Origin of the sequence: Oceanicoccus sagamiensis (genome assembly GCF_002117105.1) — a bacterium.
Classification (GTDB): Bacteria; Pseudomonadota; Gammaproteobacteria; order Pseudomonadales; family Dasaniaceae; genus Oceanicoccus; species Oceanicoccus sagamiensis.
In genome coordinates this window covers 2,371,123-2,389,224 of the sequence record NZ_CP019343.1, presented here as the reverse complement: position 1 = coordinate 2,389,224, position 18,102 = coordinate 2,371,123, and the positions used below count along the sequence as shown (strand labels likewise).

The 18,102-nt window shown below is 48.2% G+C and carries 16 protein-coding genes and 1 pseudogene; 9 read left to right on the top strand and 8 right to left on the bottom strand.

The genetic code is table 11. The annotated features are described in order from the left end of the window. The first annotated feature begins 152 nt into the window (after positions 1-152). The 3 genes from BST96_RS10865 to BST96_RS10855 all read left to right on the top strand — a co-directional run bounded on the left by BST96_RS10865 (position 153) and on the right by BST96_RS10855 (position 3,830). Positions 153-1,619, top strand: a complete 1,467-nt coding sequence (locus tag BST96_RS10865; protein WP_085758728.1) for an aldehyde dehydrogenase family protein — start codon at positions 153-155, stop codon at positions 1,617-1,619. 420 nt (positions 1,620-2,039) lie between these two features. Then, complete coding sequence (locus BST96_RS10860) at positions 2,040-2,858, top strand: mechanosensitive ion channel family protein (RefSeq protein WP_085758727.1); 819 nt, start codon at positions 2,040-2,042, stop codon at positions 2,856-2,858. Positions 2,859-2,891: 33 nt separating this feature from the next. Then, positions 2,892-3,830, top strand: a complete 939-nt coding sequence (locus tag BST96_RS10855) for a DUF481 domain-containing protein (RefSeq protein WP_085758726.1) — start codon at positions 2,892-2,894, stop codon at positions 3,828-3,830. 107 nt (positions 3,831-3,937) lie between these two features. On the opposite strand, the gene BST96_RS10850 is transcribed toward BST96_RS10855, so the two are convergent. After that, positions 3,938-4,588: a hypothetical protein gene (locus tag BST96_RS10850; RefSeq protein WP_085758725.1), complete on the bottom strand. Its 651-nt coding sequence runs from the start codon at positions 4,586-4,588 to the stop codon at positions 3,938-3,940. Between the two features lie 120 nt (positions 4,589-4,708). Between BST96_RS10850 and BST96_RS10845 the strand changes: the two genes are divergently transcribed. Continuing rightward, positions 4,709-5,473 (top strand): MerR family transcriptional regulator, encoded by a 765-nt coding sequence (locus tag BST96_RS10845; RefSeq protein ID WP_169713968.1) that lies wholly within the window; start codon positions 4,709-4,711, stop codon positions 5,471-5,473. Here BST96_RS10845 and BST96_RS10840 read toward each other — a convergent pair. Next, positions 5,470-6,416: pseudogene (locus tag BST96_RS10840) on the bottom strand (DUF808 domain-containing protein). The gene BST96_RS10845 and the pseudogene BST96_RS10840 overlap by 4 nt on opposite strands. A gap of 97 nt (positions 6,417-6,513) precedes the next feature. On the opposite strand from BST96_RS10840, the gene BST96_RS20440 reads away from it, so the two are divergent. Together BST96_RS20440 and BST96_RS10835 are read left to right on the top strand one after the other, a co-directional pair. Further along, the gene (locus BST96_RS20440) at positions 6,514-6,831 is read left to right on the top strand and encodes an alpha/beta fold hydrolase (protein WP_157117927.1); all 318 of its coding nucleotides are present in this window, start codon (positions 6,514-6,516) and stop codon (positions 6,829-6,831) included. Then, positions 6,780-7,361: an alpha/beta fold hydrolase gene (locus BST96_RS10835; RefSeq protein ID WP_085758723.1), complete on the top strand. Its 582-nt coding sequence runs from the start codon at positions 6,780-6,782 to the stop codon at positions 7,359-7,361. The genes BST96_RS20440 and BST96_RS10835 overlap by 52 nt, the downstream gene beginning before the upstream one ends. Here the strand turns inward: BST96_RS10835 and BST96_RS10830 are convergent. Continuing rightward, positions 7,358-8,539, bottom strand: a complete 1,182-nt coding sequence (locus BST96_RS10830; protein WP_085758722.1) for a retropepsin-like aspartic protease — start codon at positions 8,537-8,539, stop codon at positions 7,358-7,360. The genes BST96_RS10835 and BST96_RS10830 overlap by 4 nt on opposite strands. An 86-nt stretch (positions 8,540-8,625) precedes the next feature. Here BST96_RS10830 and BST96_RS10825 point away from each other — a divergent pair, with 86 nt between their 5' ends. Further along, positions 8,626-9,357 (top strand): SIR2 family NAD-dependent protein deacylase, encoded by a 732-nt coding sequence (locus BST96_RS10825; RefSeq protein ID WP_085758721.1) that lies wholly within the window; start codon positions 8,626-8,628, stop codon positions 9,355-9,357. Here BST96_RS10825 and BST96_RS10820 read toward each other — a convergent pair. Both BST96_RS10820 and BST96_RS10815 read right to left on the bottom strand, forming a co-directional pair. Next, positions 9,354-10,094 carry a GntR family transcriptional regulator gene (locus BST96_RS10820; RefSeq protein ID WP_085758720.1) on the bottom strand — a complete coding sequence of 247 codons (741 nt, stop codon included), beginning with the start codon at positions 10,092-10,094 and terminating at the stop codon, positions 9,354-9,356. The two genes, BST96_RS10825 and BST96_RS10820, sit on opposite strands and share 4 nt — an antisense overlap. Before the next feature lie 42 nt (positions 10,095-10,136). After that, a complete protein-coding gene (locus BST96_RS10815; protein ID WP_085758719.1) occupies positions 10,137-11,312 on the bottom strand; it encodes an MFS transporter in 1,176 nt (391 codons plus the stop codon). Between the two features lie 446 nt (positions 11,313-11,758). Between BST96_RS10815 and BST96_RS10810 the strand changes: the two genes are divergently transcribed. Further along, positions 11,759-12,220, top strand: a complete 462-nt coding sequence (locus BST96_RS10810) for an FKBP-type peptidyl-prolyl cis-trans isomerase (RefSeq protein WP_085758718.1) — start codon at positions 11,759-11,761, stop codon at positions 12,218-12,220. Positions 12,221-12,283: 63 nt separating this feature from the next. Here BST96_RS10810 and BST96_RS10805 read toward each other — a convergent pair whose 3' ends face one another. Then, positions 12,284-12,994 (bottom strand): hypothetical protein, encoded by a 711-nt coding sequence (locus BST96_RS10805; RefSeq protein ID WP_085758717.1) that lies wholly within the window; start codon positions 12,992-12,994, stop codon positions 12,284-12,286. A gap of 203 nt (positions 12,995-13,197) precedes the next feature. Here BST96_RS10805 and BST96_RS10800 point away from each other — a divergent pair, with 203 nt between their 5' ends. Then, a complete protein-coding gene (locus BST96_RS10800; protein ID WP_085758716.1) occupies positions 13,198-14,403 on the top strand; it encodes a CaiB/BaiF CoA transferase family protein in 1,206 nt (401 codons plus the stop codon). A gap of 109 nt (positions 14,404-14,512) precedes the next feature. Here BST96_RS10800 and BST96_RS10795 read toward each other — a convergent pair whose 3' ends face one another. Together BST96_RS10795 and BST96_RS10790 are read right to left on the bottom strand one after the other, a co-directional pair. Further along, entirely contained in the window at positions 14,513-16,642 is a 2,130-nt protein-coding gene (locus BST96_RS10795) for a hypothetical protein (RefSeq protein ID WP_085758715.1), read from the bottom strand. Positions 16,643-16,858: 216 nt separating this feature from the next. Next, on the bottom strand, positions 16,859-18,079 hold the full coding sequence (locus tag BST96_RS10790) for an argininosuccinate synthase (protein ID WP_085758714.1): 1,221 nt from the start codon (positions 18,077-18,079) through the stop codon (positions 16,859-16,861). Positions 18,080-18,102: the final 23 nt, after the last annotated feature.

Sequence of the window (18,102 nt, the reverse complement as noted above, 5' to 3'; positions counted from 1 at the left end):
GGGCCCCGGCTTACCGGGGCCTAGCTCTTTTACCCTACCAACCCATCAATTGACCTAAAGATATAGCTTTAATACAAAGATTCCTCTTCCTCCTTCCTTCAGCTATAATCTCGGCCATCTTTTCAGCACTTACATTACGGTCATCGTTATCTATGAGCCCACAACTACCGGAATTGATCAATTATATTAATGGCGGCACCTCAGTGCCCACCGTTGATCGCAACAACAGCCTTTGTAATGCCAATACCGCCGAACCGATCCAGGCCCAGTTATCCTGCGACCCGGAGCAGGTTGAAGAAGCCCTGCAAGCGGCCCACACCGCCTATGAAGGGGGCGAATGGGAGCATACGCCTGCGGCAGAGCGAGCCGATATTCTAGATAAGATTGGCGACGAACTGGCCAAACCAGATATGGCCGAAGTGATTAGCTACTCGGACTCAATCACCACCGGCGCTATTGTCCATACCACCCGTAAGATGGCGGCGATTGTGCCCATGGTATTTAAAGGCGCGGCACAATTTATTCGCGATGGCGGTCTGGACCATAAAGTCCCCGGCCCCAAAGGTGATGTCGATTACTTTATGCGCCCCTGGGGCCCCAGCCTACTTATCTCACCCTGGAATGGCCCGACAGCAATAGGCTCCCATAAAATCGCCAGTGCTTTAGCCGCCGGTGCGCCCTGTATTTTAAAACCTTCAGAATGGGCACCCCACTCCGCCATTGTTATGGCTCAGGCGATTGAAAAGGTCGGCCTGCCCAAAGGCACCTTCCAACTCACTATTGGCAACCGCACGATTGGCAGCCCCATGGTGGAAGACCCCCGCATTAAATCCGTCTCTTTTACTGGCGGCTTAGCCGGTGGACGAGCCATTGCACGCGCCTGTGCCGATGACTTTAAACCCACTCAGTTAGAGCTTGGCGGCAATAATGCCTTAGTCGCTTTTGAAGATTGTGATATCGACAAAACAGCCACGGGCATTGTATTTGGCATGACTAACTTAAATGCTCAGTGGTGCCGCGCTTTAGGGCGCCTGGTTGTTCATGAAAGCATAAAGACACAGTTGCTGGATGCTGTGCTGGAAAAACTGGAAAAAATTAAGTTGGGTGACTCGCTATTGGAAGCTACCGAGATGGGCCCAATGGTTCATGCTGGCCAGTATAAAGCCAACCTGCAAGCGATTGACGACCTGGTAGCCAAAGGCGGCAAGGCACTGTCATCCACCAAGCTGCCTGACCTCAATGGCTATTTTATTGCGCCAACCTTAATCGATGGCTGCAAGCCTGAAGACACGATAGAAGAAGTCTTTGGCCCGGTAGCTGCGGTTCACACCTTCTCCACCGACGCTGAAGCATTGGCCCTGGCCAATGGTACGCCGTTTGGTTTGGCGGGTTACGTTTACAGTGAAAACGAAGAACGCGCACTGGCATTTGCCCGCGAAATGCGCACCGGTGGGGTCAAGATCAATGGCTATAGCCTATTGAGCTTAAGCGGTTCAGCGCCACGTTCTGCCTGGGGTTTGTCCGGGATTGGCGAAGAAGGGCACTCCCAGTCAATTGAGTTTTTCACCGGCGCACGGGTGGTTGGCGTTTCACCTCAGGACCCATTAGGCGGTCGTTAGATTTTACCGGGGCTTATCGGGGGCTTTCGCTACGGCCTCCTAATTTTGACTAGGCAGGGAACGAGCAGCACTGGGCAGGGGCTTAGCCCGTAGGGTGGATTATAATCCACCGGTATAGGGTAACTGATGGCTGGGTTTGGTGGATTGTAATCCACCCTACGATACTGGTTTCAACAAACTTGAAAGAATGCCTGATCTTAAGGCGATGAGGGGGCTAGCCCAAAGCCCATTAAAACTCATACGCTGAACACCCCCACCAAAATCTACCCACCTCCATCAAGGAGCCAAACCAATTACAGCTGACCACTCCCCCTATTTTATTCCTCACAAGCTGATAGAATGCCGTCACCAAAATAAAAAAGCCTAACAAATAACAAAACCTGCCTTATTAATAGTCCGTCAACAATACCGGAGAGCATTATGGAATTTAATATCGATAAGCTACTTGAAGACGCACCTAACTTGATTGTTACCTATGGCGTGCAACTAATTACTGCACTCGCCATTTTTATTATTGGTAAATGGTTGGCAAGAGCCATCGCCAATGCCATCACCAACAGCATGAATAAGAAAAACGTCGACAAAACCATCAGCAATTTTGTTGGCAGTATTATCTATACCGCTTTATTTGCTTTTGCGATTATTGCTGCACTGGGTCAAATCGGTATTGAAACCGCATCCTTTGTTGCCATTATTGGTGCCGCAGGTTTAGCCGTTGGTTTTGCCCTGCAGGGCTCCCTCTCCAACTTCGCTTCCGGTGTACTGCTGATATTATTCCGCCCTATTCGCTCCGGTGATTTTGTAGAGGCCGCAGGCGAAATGGGTGTTATTGATGAAGTCGGCATTTTTAGCACGAAAATGAAGACCGGTGATAACAAAGTTATTATTATTCCCAATTCCAATATTATGGGCGGCAATATCACCAACTACTCTATGGAAGCCACCCGCCGGATCGATTTAATCGTGGGCATTGGCTACGATGCCGATATTCGCAAAGCCAAACATGTACTTGAAGAAATTATCAACAACGAAAGCCGTGTACTAAAAGACCCTGCGGTGACCATAGCAGTAGCGGAACTGGCCGACTCCTCAGTTAACTTTGTAGTGCGCCCATGGGTTAACTCGGCGGATTACTGGCCTACCAAATTTGAATTACTGGAAACCATAAAACTCCGTTTTGATCAGGAAGGCATTAGCATACCTTTCCCACAAATGGATGTTCACTTACAACAACAATAATTTTTTAACGTATATTTTTATTAAGGACCCACAATGAAACTCAGAGTATTACAGAAAACTCTGGCTGCCTCTTTGGTAGCCAGTCTTTTAGCCGCCAACCAATCGCTGGCCGAAGAAGAAAGAGCTATGACCCCGGAGGCCAGCCAAAAAGTTGAAGCACTCAATGCCGAAATTCAGGCACTGACGGAACAACTCGAACAACTGACCAGCCAAATTGACAGCAGTGATGGCAGCGACGCCGAAGAAATTACGGAAGAAGCGGAAGATATTAAAGATGTAGCCGCCGATATTGCCGAAGCCGCTGCTGATATTGAAGAAGAAACCAAATTATGGACAGGCAGTGTGGAATTTGGTTTTGTGGATACCAATGGCAATACCGAAGAAACCTCTACCAAAAGCAGAGCCGAAATTTTCCGTGAAACAGAGGACTGGAAATACACCTTCTTATTCAGCTCTTCTTACTCCCAGAGTGACGGCATCAATACCGCTGAGAAATATTTTTTAGCAAACCGCTTATCCTATAAATATAATGAAAAAGACTATATCTACGGTTATCACTCCTATGACGATGATCGCTTTAGTGGCTTTGACTATATCACCACATTCTCGATGGGTTATGGACGAACCATTCTGGATAACGACACGATGGAATGGAATGCTGAAATCGGTCCTGGTTATCGCTACAGCAAAGTCGATGATGAAGACAACGGCGAAGACAGCGAAGAAGCGGTCGTCAGAATGTTCACCAACTATATCTGGGACTTTGCAGAAAACTCGACGTTTACTCAAGGCTTTAATGTTGAAGCGGGTGAAGACAATACCATCAGCAATTCAAGAACAGCGCTTGAAGTAAAGGTGATTGGTGAAGTATCGATTGTTCTTTCGTATACCGTTAAATACAAGGAAGAAGTACCCGCCGATACCAAGCATGCGGATACAGAAACCGCAGTGACAGTTAGCTACTCATTCTAAATGGGCTCAAGCTATTCTACCTGCCAGCAATGGGCAGGTAGAATAGTGTTTGAATCACTTAAGGCCAACATAGGAAGCTGGAAAGATAGTCACCGTACCATCCGGCACTAGCGCCGGACAGGGTTAAAATGCTTTTCGGTATTCAGCAACGCAAATATAAAGACCACTTCAGCCATATTGCCCGATAGGAAGCTCCACTCCTGCCCCGCCGTACCGCCATTAACCACAAAAATAAACGCCGCACCGGCAAATAACCAGGGCCAACCACTGACCCGCCAGATGGCAATCGACATTATAATAACCGCGGTATTCGCCAAGAGTGTGGGATAGGGAGGCGCACTATGAGCACTGGTATATTTAGCCACCCCGAGCGGCTCTATCAGCTCCAGCTGCTGGGTAATCACATCTACCCATACGCCATAAGCCACTGATACGGCAATAATCACCCAGACAATACTGACAAACAGCCGATTCTCCGCAAAACGAATACCGGCCAACCGCATAATAGACACCGTAAAAATCCACATAAAGGGCAATACCAATACATGCAATGCCCAGCGCGGATAACTTAGCGGTAAATACCAATCAAAATCCATCGCCCAATTACCCAGGCTCTGCATACAGTTGTCATACCACATGCCAAACATCATTAAGCGTAAAAACCATAATCGGGGTGAGGTATTATCCCCCCAGCGGAAACTCCAAAGGAATAAAGCAACAATCACAACAGCATAGGTCGCGAGGATATAATTCGGCATAACACTCTCAATAACTAATCAGCAATAAGGCCCATATCCTAGCCTAATGATTTTTTAATCGCTAGTTTTCTGACTATGTTATTCTTGGTTCTATTGAGCCAACAACCAGCACAGACTGTTATGAGTAATGAAGCAATCACCATTGGTGAACTCGCCAAGCGCGGCAATGTGGCCACCTCGCTACTGCGTTACTATGAGAAGGAAAAATTACTAACGCCTTCTGGCCGCACAGAGTCCGGCTACCGGCTTTATTCACAGGAAGCTGAGCGCACTCTGCGTTTTATCCGCAGCGCGCAACGCTATGGTTTTTCCCTGAGTGATATCAAGTTAATTGTGGGGGCTGATAAGGAGGACAAAAACCACGGTGCGGACATTATTACTATCGCCGAACAGCGCTTTTTGGAAATTGAACGCCGAGTCACAGAAATGCTGGTACTGAGGCATGAACTGGAATTATTTCTCGACGATCTGACGGTACAGGTAGACAGTAGTGCCGGCAAAGAAGCCGGCGAACATTACCGCGACCTGGTGGAGCAAGTCTGCGGTCATGAAGGCCATGAGCATAAGCCATCCTCACTGAGTAAATTAGTGGCACGCCTGCATTGCAACCTGGCCTCTGAAGAATGGGACAGTGTGTTTTCAGATCTGCGTGGCACCCATTTGCATATCTGGCGCGATGAAGATACATACTCTGTTCAATTTGCATCCCATGCGCAAAAGGTTAAGCAGGCATTAACAACGATTGCAGCCGGTGAGCAGGACTGCGAGGCTCACCAGCAACCTGAAGTCACCGAAAATAATGATGGCTATTTGTTTCGTGCCAAAGGTGACAACGCCTTTTTGTACGCCCAGTTATTTTTAGCACTGGAGGCCTCTGAAGCCTAAGCTTTAACCGCCGCCATAACTTTCGCCGCTACTCCGCCCAAGGCAACCAAAATGGCTCCCGCTACAACACCTACCGCCGCGGTATAAGCGACCGTAGATAGCACTTCGGCCATGGGGCCCATAGCAACTATCAGCTCAGCCCCCGCCAGCAGAATTTGCCACTGATGCAATAACTGCAAGCCATGAATTAAAATTCCGCCCCCACTAAAAACATGGCCGCCGTTCCCACCACCGACAATGTTTTCATCAGATAAGGGCAAAACCTGAGAATCGCCCTACCCATTCCCCGCTTGGTAGCCTGCCAACGCCCAGCGGCTTCAGAGTGCAATAGATAAAAACCCAGATCATCCAACTTCACAATAGCCGCCACTACACCGTAAACACCGACCGTAATCAGCGCAGCTATCAACGAGACCACCATCACCTGCTGGGAGAAGGCCACGTCTTTAACGGTACCTAAAGCAATCACTACAATTTCAGCAGATAAGATAAAGTCCGTCCTGATAGCTCCGCGTATTTTCTCTTGCTCGTAGGCCACTAAATCGACCTCACTATCAGCAACGGCTTGCAGCTTTTCAAGCTGTGCTTGCTGCTTATCCGTATCATGATAAAAAAGGTGATGAACGATTTTTTCAAAACCTTCATAACAAAGAAAACACCCACCCAACATCAGTAGCGGTGTAATGATCCAGGGGGCCAGGGCACTTAACATCAGCGCAGCGGGAACGATGATTAATTTATTTTTTGCCGAGCCCTTAGCCACCGCCCACACAACCGGCAACTCTCGCTCCGCCCTGACACCGGACACCTGCTGGGCGTTTAATGCCAAATCATCGGCTAATACACCGGAGGTTTTTCTTGCCGCCACTTTGGTTAATAGCGCCACATCATCCAGCAGTGTCGCGATATCATCCAGTAATGCCAATAAACCAGCCGATGCCATAGACCTTCCTTTGCAGACGTCTTTATCTTGTGGGCTATGCTAATGGCGCTACAGGGAATAAACTAGCCATTATCACTATCAACCTGCCGCAGGCCTTATGAACACAGCCCAGCCTATTATTCGCAAGCATTACATCAACCTTAGTACTGGCGGTCATGAATGGCAAATACACTATCGGGATACCAGCGGTAGCCCCCAAAATACCCGCCCGATTATTCTATTACACCCCTCGCCGCTCTCTTCCGCGTTTATGGAACCCTTGCTGCAACTGCTGGCACCAAGCACACGGGCTATTGCATGGGACACACCGGGGTATGGCCTATCAGACTCTCTGCCCGCTTATCAGGGGGGCTCACCGATTATGTGGATGCACTCGCCCAATTTATTGATGCACTTAAGCTTCAACAGCCGCTGATTTATGGCAGCGCTACTGGTGCGCAAATTGGGATTGAGTTTGCCAAAGCCTACCCGGAAAAACTGAGTGCTCTGGTTTTGGAAAATGCCGCCAGCTTTAGTGATCAGGAGCGGGAAAAAATAATGACACAGTATTTCCCTGACTTATCGGCGCGGGATAATGGTGAGCATCTATCAATCGCATGGTCAATGGCAAAAAAATTGTATGTCGGTTTTCCCTGGTTTGAGGTCAACGATCAAACCAGTGCTATTCCGTTAGAGCTGGTACAAAAAACTGTGCTGGATTATTTAAAAGCCGGCGATCAATACGATCAGGCCTATCGAGCGGCGTTTGCTAATGAGCGCGTTGAACAACTGCAAACCGTGACCAGCGATACGCATATTATTCTTTGGTCCGGGAGTATTCTTGCCGCGTATAGCAAACGATTACTGCATACCAACCTCGCTGATAATTTTTATTTCCACTCGGTGGATGGCGATATCAAGCAGCGTTACCAAACGGTACTGACCACTGTTCAAGCGTTGCTTTAGCGGGGGCTAAGCAATAATTGCTGCTTATCCTGATCAATTTCAAAACGGAAATTTTGCAGTACATTCATCCCTAACAAACCGTCCACCCCCGGTGATGATTGAAAATCCAATACGGCGATATTGATATCACTGAGTTCTTGATTACCCAGACTCAGGCTGGCCGCTGAATAGACATCTCCTTGCGTAACACCATTGGCCGTATTAAATAACCGGCTACCGACATAATGTAACGGGGTATATTGTGATAGTGCAGCAAAGCTATCCGCCGACAGGGAAGTTACCGAAGCACCGGTATCAATCATCAGGGTAGCCTCAGTGGTTTTATTCAGCATAACCTGAACCAAATAGTGATTACCTTTTTTGACAAGCGCAATGGAATCTCGAGCAGCTGCCGTATAATCACCGGCCTGATCTTGCTCCAGCAAAACCAGCAAACGGTTTGTCTCGTCGACATAAAAGCCATTCTCTTGTAGCTGCAACAACAGATCATAGGCAGCCACTCTATCCCCTGACTGCACATATAAATTGGCCAAGCGCCAACTATAGCCTGGCCCCGATAAATCGATAGAGGCCAATAACTCATAAAAGGCCTGCAACTCAAGCCAACGCTGCTGTTGGGACAGCGCACCATCCACCGCATTAACAAAGCTAATAAAACTGTCAGACACCCGCTGCTTTTGTGCGGGCTGGAAGGCATAAGTAAACGCCAACTGAAAGACTCTTGCAGCCTCATCCACATAGCCTTGCCGACGTTGAAATTCTGCCAACACCAGCAAGACTTCAATATCATCATAGTAGCGGGATAAATACAGATCGATTAAGGCCATCAGGGCCGGGGCATCATTATTGTCCAACCGCAGCCGAAGATACTTAAGCAGAGTCTGGCGATACTGCGCAGCCCTGACTTCATCGATCGCTACAGTTTCATCATAGACCTCTATCGCCTCATCAAAGGCCCGCGCCACTAACAGAGCATTAAAGCTGGGCGCCACAGCCTGTTGCTGTTTGGGCTGTGGCTTTGCCCCGGGGTAAATCTGTGCCGCTGCCCTGTTATCCGTTATAAACGACGAACTAGCTACAACAGTGCTTTCAGCGTCGGGTAAGGACCATTCTCTGGCCAACCAACCCAGATAAAAAACCAGCAGCACGACTACCGTATTAAGAATAACTTTAAACATAGAGGCCTATTACAAATAAGTTAGCCATTTTTGCAAATTGCTTTTAGTATCGTCAATCTTCTATGGGACATCAATCCGGAGCTTGAATGAACACGCTATATATTACCGGTGCCGGCGTCAGTGCTGAAAGTGGTATTCCGACCTTCCGCGGCCGGGATGGTTATTGGACGATTGACAGCGAGAACTATACACCACAGGAAATGGCCACTCGCCATATGTATATCAATAATCCTGTTGAGTTTTTATCGTGGTATTACCACCGCTTTGCCACTTATCGCCACCACGGCCCCAACGAGGTTCACCATTGGCTGGCGGATAAAAATTTGATCACGCAAAATATTGATGGTCTGGATGGTAAAGCTGGCAATAAACACTATATTGCCATTCATGGACGATTAGACCAAAGGACTATTTTTTACCCGCAGGAGGAGATCGTAGAGATTATCGACACCCCCTGGGATGATGTCGACGAAGACAGACTTAGCGAATCCCTCTTGGCACTGTTTAATATTCAACAACAGTCACCGCCTCAACTACATCAGGCCTATAAACCCTACGTGCTGTTATTTGATGAATATTACACGGAGAATTACCGCATCAGTGAAGCACAGCAGCGCATGCGCGATGCCGATAAAATCGTGTTTATGGGCACCTCGTTTAGCGTCAATATCACCCAAATGGCATTGGAGATTGCTTACCAGAAAAATACGCCGATAGACATTATTGACCCCGAACCCGTGACTATTAATTACCCAAACGCCAACTACCACATTATGACGGCACTGGAATATATTAACAGCGACCTCTGTGAACCTTAAAATCTATAACTAAAACTATCTCCGCGATAAAAAGAACGCATAGCCTGCACGAGTGTACCGCTGGATGCTGTATACCGAATATCAATCCGCATCATTGCTGAGCCTTCGGCCAACTGTAACTGGTTTGCCGCAGCACCTTCCGCCAACATCGCATCCAGACAGCGCTCGGTTTTACAATTATTAGTCGTGGGAGAGTCCCGCAAAAATGTTAACAGGCTATCTTCATCCATCGCATCAACACGAGCAGCTCGCGCTACTTTCCAGGGCACATAGAGATAATAAAATCCAACCGGCTTGCCATCGCTACGCATCATTAGCTGCGCTTGAAAATACTTTCTACCCATTGGCAGGTTTAAACCAATGGACTCACTGTCCGGGCCATTTAACCACTCTTTATGGCAAACCTGCCAATCGGTTTCCACGCCCTGCTCACTCAAATAATCTTTGATACTGGCTCTTGAAGTGGGATCGTTATGCAGCTTTTGTCGATTAACATAATGCCCTTTGCCATGGTGCAAACGAATAACACCTTTTTCTTTTAGTAAATCCATCGCGCGGGAAACGGTAATACGACTGACGCCATACTGCTCAACCAATAAGCGTTCTGACGGTAGTAATTGGTTAGCGGTAAACTCGGTGGTAGCGATACGGTCGGTAATAGAGGTATATACCTGATAGTACAAAGGCATTGGACTGTGAGGGTCTAATGCAAAGGTTTTTATGGTCTCTTTGGTCACTATTTATTTCCTTTTGTTAACAAAAAATAGTAAGTCGTCCTTTCAGCTGACTGCCAGTTTAGCTGACCGGCTCCATAGCAAAGCATACAACATCAAGCCTACCGGTATTGTGCACAGGAGTAAAACAGCCTGCCAACTGGTTGAGCTGATAGCCCACCCCGCCGACAGGGAGGCAACAGCCTGAATTGAAAATACGGTACTGTCATTAAACGATTGCGCCCGGTATTGCTCACCCGGTAAATAGGTACTGGGCAGCAGAGCGGTTCCTGAAACAAATAAGAAATTCCAGCCAATACCCAGCATCACTAACTGTAACCAAAAACCATTCACGGAAGTGTCAACCACCCCAATTGCGATGGTAATGGCATAACATATTAAACCCGTTACCATCATGCCTCTAATCCCTAAAAGGCGGAATAACCAGGGCGACACTAATGAGGGTAAAAACATCGCGGCAATATGGCATTGAATCACCCATTTGGTATCTGCCAGGCTATGACCATGATGGTTATGCATACTGATGGGTGTACAGGTCATAACAAAAGTCATCACCATATAACCGACTACACCACTGGCCACCGCCAAACAGAAGGCGCGGTTTTGCAGAATCTCTCTGATTGGCCTTGTGGTGCTGGCAGTGGTGACAGCCGCTTGTTGTGCGGGAGAAAAAAACGTTAAGAGTATGGCTGCCAAACCGGTACTGGCAGCCACCAACCAAAAAGAGCCCTGATAATCTATCTCGGTCAGGTGACGACCGAAAACGGCTAACTCCGGCCCGACTATCGCCGCCAACACACCTCCTAACATAATGACCGATGCTGCTGTCGCCGCTTTGCTGGCATCAACACATTCCATCGCCGCAAAACGAACTTGCTGCAACGCCGCATTGGTAACGCCGATAAATAATGCACAGACACAAAACAAGGTAAAACTGTGATACACCAGACTTTCGCTGGCCAACAAACACGTAGCTATACCCAGCCCCATAAATAACCACAGCGCATTTTTTCTGCCGAGGGACTGCATCAGTTTTGTTGCAGGCACCACGCCAATCGCTGTGCCGATCACCATAAGTGCAATCGGTAAGGTGGCCCAATCAACCGAGGGCGCCATATCCGCACCTAACAAGCTGCCCACCAACATCATCATTGGCGTTACCGAAAACGCCAGAGCATTACTGAATGCCAGAATAAAAACATTGCCAAAACCTGCTTTCATTAATACAACTCTCCTTTTGTTGGCATGCAGACTACGCGAAAGACTTTGGGGCAGCAATCCTATTGCGCCCGTTTGGGTAGCAGGCCTGACCAGGGTTTAATGCAACAGCCTCTCAGGCTATGCCATAACAGCAACAAGCTATTGACCCATCTAACACTATCGATAAGCACTGCCTGAATAACAGTATCTGGAGCCTGCGGTTCGGGTGATGGCAGCCATGGGAAGAAAGACTCAACAACAGTGGTTTGCGCTGCTCAGCAAATGCTTTAAAAAGTCGAATTAACCGTCTTTAAACGCTACACTAGCACCCCATTAAGGCTGAAAAGTGTGATTTAGTACCTGCCACCCTTGAAATCCCCATGGATTAGCCCATATATAGAATCATAATTAAACAATAAAACTTGCTGCCTGGGTGGATAGCGAGTCCACCTACTGAGGAAAAAATCATGTTAATCGGCCAGAATTCTGTTGTAAGTATTCAATATACCCTCACCAATGATAGTGGTGAAGTGATGGACCAGTCACAGGAAGGACAACCCCTGGTCTATTTACACGGTGCTGCGGGTATTATCCCCGGCCTTGAAAATGAGCTAACGGGCAAGACGGAAGGCGCTGAATTTAAAGTCACGATTAAACCTGAAGAAGCCTACGGCGATCATATTCCAGAGATGGTACAAGAGGTTCCACGTACCTCCTTTCCACCCGATCAGGATATTCAGGTGGGTATGCAGTTTAATGCCGAGTCACCCAATGGCCCAATGACTGTTGCTGTCACTGCGGTCACCGATGACACGATAACGGTTGATGGCAACCACCCTCTGGCGGGTTTAACGCTGCACTTTGAAGGTAAAATTGAAGGCGTTCGCGAAGCCACTGCTGAAGAGCTGGATCACGGCCACGCACACTAAGCCACCCAGCTATTACGCCAAAAAGGGAGTGATCTTTATCACTCCCTTTTTTTATGAGCGGTATTATGCCCTGAGAAATTCCTCCAGACGTGTATCCCAACAGGTGTTTTCATCCTGCTGCCATAGATAGCGCTGCAATACCTTGTTCTTGTCCAGCCAGAACAAGGTACCCGGCAGATACTCGCCACCAAAATATTGGTAGCGATCAGTGACCACTGACCGCCCGGCAATCACCAACGACTCCTGCTCTTCAAAATTTGCTTGCCGCTGGCTGGTTAAGGGCGTCAGCAATTGCTGCAAATCGGCTGGGTCACGGATCCAGGGAACTAACACCTGACTTTCTCCCAACTCATGCAGACGCTGGATAACATCCCCGGTATAAATACGCATCAGGGGCGATACGATAAACTCACCCAGCTCTACCCTCTGCTCGGTCACCTGGGCATAGGCGTCTGTCCGTTTGACCATCACATGGTTGCCAAAACATTGGTAGTGGGCAGACACTTCAGCCACGGTTTGCTGATCAAAGCTGCGCATCACGACATCAAATTCACTAATCGCTCCATCCACTGACACAGATTGCACTAAAATCTGGCTACCCAGTTCTCTGGCATCTCTTTCTGCTCTGGTAATCACCACATCACCGGATTGATGGCGGGACCAAGGCTCTAGCACCGGCATTTTTTCCTCTACACCGCCAGTAACCCGGTAGTAATGGTAGCAACCTTGGTCTATCAGGGTTTCGCCGGCCTGAACCGGGTGAATTGTTTGCATAATCTTGCTTATTGAATGATGACTGAAAGGAGGCAAGGTTACCTGCTTCAAGACCGATTATAAATATTTGTCAGTGAATTAAGCGCTTGCAGGGAGTATTCATCACATTAATACCGGAATTATCGGCCAGTTTAGCCTCTGCCATCCACTGATTGGCATGATATGATTTGCGGCCATTTTTTATGATTGACAGGTTATTGCTCATGTCCAGCCGTAAACGCCCCCTTGAAGGCATCCGTGTTATTGAATTAGGCCAATTACTGGCAGGCCCTTTTACTGGCTCTATGCTGGCCTATTTTGGCGCTGAAGTGATTAAGGTCGAACCACCCAAAGGCGGTGACCCTATCCGCGGCTGGCGCGAAGTGCAAAACGGCACCTCGCTATGGTGGCATAGCCTGGGCCGCAATAAGAAATCCGTGACCATCGACTTAAAGGCCGAAGAAGGCCGAGAGCTGGTGCGCAAGCTGATCGATACGGCTGATGTGTTAGTTGAGAACTTTCGCCCCGGCGTTATGGAAAAATGGGGCCTTGGCCCGGACGCCATTAAGCAGAGCAACCCCGGTATTATCTACACCCGCATCTCCGGTTACGGCCAGGATGGGCCCAATTCAGTGAAGCCCGGCTATGCTTCGGTCTGTGAAGGCTATAGTGGCTTTCGCTATGTCAACGGCTTTGAAAACCAGGCGCCAGTACGCCCTAATTTAAGTATTGGTGACACCATTGCCGCTATCCATGCTGCGCTAGGTGTAACTCTGGCGATTATTGAGCGCAGTAATAATGAAGACGGCGAAGGGCAAGTGATTGATGTTGCCCTTTACGAGTCTATGTTTAATTTGATGGAAGCGGTCATCCCTGAATATGACGGCGCTGGGGTGATTCGCGAGCCTTCCGGTACTACGGTAACCGGTATCGTGCCCACTAATACCTTCCGCTGCCGCGATGCAAAATATGTGGTGATTGGCGGTAACGGCGACGCTATTTTTAAACGCCTGATGATTGCCGCCGGTTATCCGGAGATGGCAGATAACCCAGAGATGGCAGATAACGCTGGCCGTGTGGTTCATGAAGTGGAGATTGATAATGCTCTGGCTAAATGGTGTTTGGATAATGATGCAAAAACTATTATTGATACGCTGGAAGCAGAGCGTGTGCCGGTCGGCCCGATCTACAATGTAGAAGATATGATGAACGATGAGCACTACAAAGCGCGCGGCATGTTTGAGCAGGTTGAAATTGATGGCAAGCCATTAAAGATTCCGGCAATTTTACCCAAGCTAAAATCCACCCCCGGAGAAACAACCTGGTCTGGTCCGCAACTTGGCAGCCATAATGATGAGGTTTTAAAAGATCTGTTAGGGCTGGATGCCGGCAGCCTTGAACAACTCAAAGGCTCTGGCGTTATTGCTTAAATAAAAGCGGCTTCAATAAAAAAGCCGGTTGCTGTTAGCAACCGGCTTTTTTTATTTCTACGCTTTATCTCTCTGCTATCGCCGCAGCAATGGCAGAGATTGCCGGAGATTAATTATCGTCAACCGGGAAAGAAAGCTCCACCGCACTATAACCAGGAACAGTCACGGTCACGGTTAAAGCACCATCCGCACTGGGCGTATCATCAGCACTCATTATAATATTGATAAAGGCTGGGCGATTGGTATTCAATACCGTAAAACCACTACCCGCTACTTCACCATTATCAGCAGATAATGCAATCGTAGTGCCTGATGGCAGCGAATTCAGATTGCTATCACCCAGCACTAATGTCCCTAAAAAGACGTTATTGTCACCCGGCGAAAGGTCTATTGAATTAGCCACGAAAAAGCTGGTGCCAGCGAAAACATTGGCAAAGGTATCTGCTGGCATAACCGCAGGAACATTCTCAGTACCAAGAATTCTAGTCACACTAGGATTGGATTGCGACAGTGTTACAGAATCAAAGACATGCAAGGTACTGCTGCCAGAACAGACTGTGCCATCATCCGGAGCATCACAAGAAGGCCCGGTATATTGCCCATCCACATCATCAAAGGAGCCGTTGACGTTAAAATCCAGATATTGGATATCGTCATAAACACCGTTTTCATTATCATCACGGAAGGCTTCAGTAATATCGTTATCGGCGGCGACAAAACTATCGCCCGCATCAAACACACCATTCGTATTGGTATCATCAAATGATTCCGCACCGATGGTATAACCCATGATTTCAATACGCCCATCACTAACAAATTCAGGAGTACAGGTAAATTGCACACTACAGCGACCGCCCGACGTTTTACATGAAGACTCAACGATGCCGCCCTCGGTAATAAACTGAACGACAGTGCCATCCGGTGGAGGGTTATTAAATACATCACCTACAAAAGCGGTAATACTGACAGTATTACCCTGTAAACCTGTCCAACACTCTGGGTTAATGGTTTCAGCAACAACCGAAAAATTATCGGAATCAGCAATACCCGTAGCCACGGTCAAACCATCAGAGATAGTCGATGTACCGGTGGACTGTTCAGTAGCAATAATTCGAACGGAGGTTGGAACAGTACCGGCTTGCACAGTCACCGATACTTCACCTGCAGAGTTGGTAACACCCTCAGACACTGGCAGGGTTAAACCACCCACTTCAGTACTTAAGGCAAATTCTACTTCAGCACCAGCAACAGGACCGCCTAACTGACCTTCCACTCTAAAGGTGACGATTGCAGTTTCTTCACCACCGGTACCTTTTAAGAATAAAATATCGGGCTCTACCGAAACAAATTCAAGCTGGTTAACAGTATCTGGAGCTATATCCAGCTCAACCGATGCGGACAGACCTAATGTTGACGCGGTAATTGTATCGACGGTGCCATCGGGCGCTACACCACAACCCTGATCAGTAAATACAACCTGGGCTAATCCTGTCACGGTATCAATGGAGGTACTGCTAAGTGTCGCCAAACCCTGTGTCACACAACCTGAGGTCAGGCTTATTGACGTTGGGCTGGACACATCGGCGGTCTGTAATTCGCCGTCCTGATTAGCAATACTGATATTGATCGTGGTTTGGCCACCAGCAGCTAATTGCGCACCAGCACCAATACCCAGTGCCAGTTCATCGGGAACGAAGTCAGCACCACTGCCACTACCGATGCTAATCACTTCCGCTTCAACGACTATCGATATCGTGGCCGACACCTCTCCTGAGGTAGCGGTTATCACATCAACACCCTCACAGCCCGCAGCTGTGTAGGTCACACTGGCGGAACCAGAGCTGGTCACCACTGCGGAGCGATCAAATCTTGCTAAATTCGTATCAACACAGTTGGAAGAAAAGGTAACGTTCGCTTGATCACTCACCAGACTATTACTCTGGTCCACTACCGTTACCGTCAATACGGTACTGGCATTGGCAGCCAGGCTGGCAGCGCCGATATCGGCAGCAATAACACCTGTTTCAAAGGAAGAGCCAGAACCGTTACCAATACTGATAGTACCGTCAGTACCTTCAGTTTCAGCCAGAGTCTCCGGGGTAGTATCTTCACAGGGCTCTCCACCACATAGAATATTGTCGGAGCCACCACCGCTCCCACAAGCTACGGTTAAGGTCACTAATAGAGCAGCTGAGGTCAGCTTACCGTAGTGCATTAAAAAATCTTTCAGCTTCAGCATGTTACCTTCCTGATCTCCCAACGGAGTCTTTATAATTTGATAGGATCGATTCACGAATTCCATTCCTTAAGCCAGAATAGTTCAAATCCAATAATATTCAATAAAATCCTTTAGTTGCGAGAACTAACTCACAAATCTCTTTAGGCTTTTATTTTTTCGGGGCAGATAGCAAAAAAGGCTGCGAAAGCAGCCTTTTTGAAGGGGGATTCACCACATTTATAACATGGAGCGGCCCTTATTTGCCGCTATGCGCATACGCAATGCATTCAACTTAATAAAGCCTTCCGCGTCCTGCTGGTCATAAGCACCGGCATCATCTTCAAATGTCGCAATACTTTCATCAAATAGCGACTGCTCTGAACGGCGGCCAACAACGGTGACATTGCCTTTATAGAGCTTAACTCTGACATCACCATTAACAAACTGCTGAGACTCATCAATAGCAGTTTGCAGCATCTGACGCTCAGGAGCCCACCAGTAGCCGTTATACACAAGCTCTGCATATTTGGGCATCAGGCTATCTTTTAAATGCGCCACTTCACGGTCCAGAGTGATGGACTCAATCGCACGGTGGGCCGGCATCATAATGGTGCCCCCCGGGGTTTCATAACAGCCGCGAGACTTCATACCTACATAGCGGTTTTCAACAATATCCAAGCGGCCAATACCGTTGGCACCGCCCACTTTATTAAGGTAGGCCAATACCGTGGCAGGGGACATGGCTTCACCGTCAATCGCGACAATATCACCACCGCGGTAGGTTAATTCCAGATAGGTAGGGGTATCGGGGGCCTGTTCAGGAGAGACACTCCAGCGCCACATATCGTCCTCGGCTTCTGCCCAAGGGTCCTCAAGAATGCCACCTTCGTAGGAGATATGCAGCAAATTGGCATCCATTGAATAAGGTGACTTCTTCTTGCTACCCGCAAAATCAACCGGAATATCACGCTCAGCACAGTAAGCCATTAAGGTTTCACGGGAAGTCAGGTCCCACTCACGCCAAGGTGCAATCACCTGAATACCGGGCTTTAAGGCATAGGCGCCCAGTTCAAAACGCACCTGATCATTACCTTTACCGGTAGCACCATGAGAAATAGCATCAGCTCCGGTTTCATTAGCAATTTCGATCAGACGCTTGGCAATTAACGGGCGGGCAATTGAGGTGCCCAGCAGGTACTCGCCTTCATAAATCGTATTAGCGCGAAACATCGGGAATACATAGTCACGGACAAACTCTTCTTTCAGGTCATCAATATAGATTTCCTTCACTCCCAGCGCTTCAGCCTTGGCACGGGCGGGCTCAACTTCTTCCCCCTGGCCAATATCGGCGGTAAAGGTCACCACCTCGCAGTTATAGGTATCTTGCAACCAACGGACAATAACGGAAGTATCCAGACCACCGGAATAGGCCAAAACGACTTTGTTGATATCAGACATGAAAATCTCCACACACGCTGTAA

What these genes read in the sequence shown, in the direction of transcription:
- BST96_RS10810 (WP_085758718.1), top strand. Translation starts at nt 11,759, where the DNA reads ATGTTAATCGGCCAGAATTCTGTTGTAAGTATTCAATATACCCTCACC.
- BST96_RS20440 (WP_157117927.1), top strand. Translation starts at nt 6,514, where the DNA reads ATGAACACAGCCCAGCCTATTATTCGCAAGCATTACATCAACCTTAGT.
- BST96_RS10830 (WP_085758722.1), bottom strand. Translation starts at nt 8,539, where the DNA reads ATGTTTAAAGTTATTCTTAATACGGTAGTCGTGCTGCTGGTTTTTTAT.
- BST96_RS10860 (WP_085758727.1), top strand. Translation starts at nt 2,040, where the DNA reads ATGGAATTTAATATCGATAAGCTACTTGAAGACGCACCTAACTTGATT.
- BST96_RS10865 (WP_085758728.1), top strand. Translation starts at nt 153, where the DNA reads ATGAGCCCACAACTACCGGAATTGATCAATTATATTAATGGCGGCACC.
- BST96_RS10855 (WP_085758726.1), top strand. Translation starts at nt 2,892, where the DNA reads ATGAAACTCAGAGTATTACAGAAAACTCTGGCTGCCTCTTTGGTAGCC.
- BST96_RS10805 (WP_085758717.1), bottom strand. Translation starts at nt 12,994, where the DNA reads ATGCAAACAATTCACCCGGTTCAGGCCGGCGAAACCCTGATAGACCAA.
- BST96_RS10800 (WP_085758716.1), top strand. Translation starts at nt 13,198, where the DNA reads ATGTCCAGCCGTAAACGCCCCCTTGAAGGCATCCGTGTTATTGAATTA.
- BST96_RS10845 (WP_169713968.1), top strand. Translation starts at nt 4,709, where the DNA reads ATGAGTAATGAAGCAATCACCATTGGTGAACTCGCCAAGCGCGGCAAT.
- BST96_RS10815 (WP_085758719.1), bottom strand. Translation starts at nt 11,312, where the DNA reads ATGAAAGCAGGTTTTGGCAATGTTTTTATTCTGGCATTCAGTAATGCT.
- BST96_RS10850 (WP_085758725.1), bottom strand. Translation starts at nt 4,588, where the DNA reads ATGCCGAATTATATCCTCGCGACCTATGCTGTTGTGATTGTTGCTTTA.
- BST96_RS10795 (WP_085758715.1), bottom strand. Translation starts at nt 16,642, where the DNA reads ATGCTGAAGCTGAAAGATTTTTTAATGCACTACGGTAAGCTGACCTCA.
- BST96_RS10825 (WP_085758721.1), top strand. Translation starts at nt 8,626, where the DNA reads ATGAACACGCTATATATTACCGGTGCCGGCGTCAGTGCTGAAAGTGGT.
- BST96_RS10790 (WP_085758714.1), bottom strand. Translation starts at nt 18,079, where the DNA reads ATGTCTGATATCAACAAAGTCGTTTTGGCCTATTCCGGTGGTCTGGAT.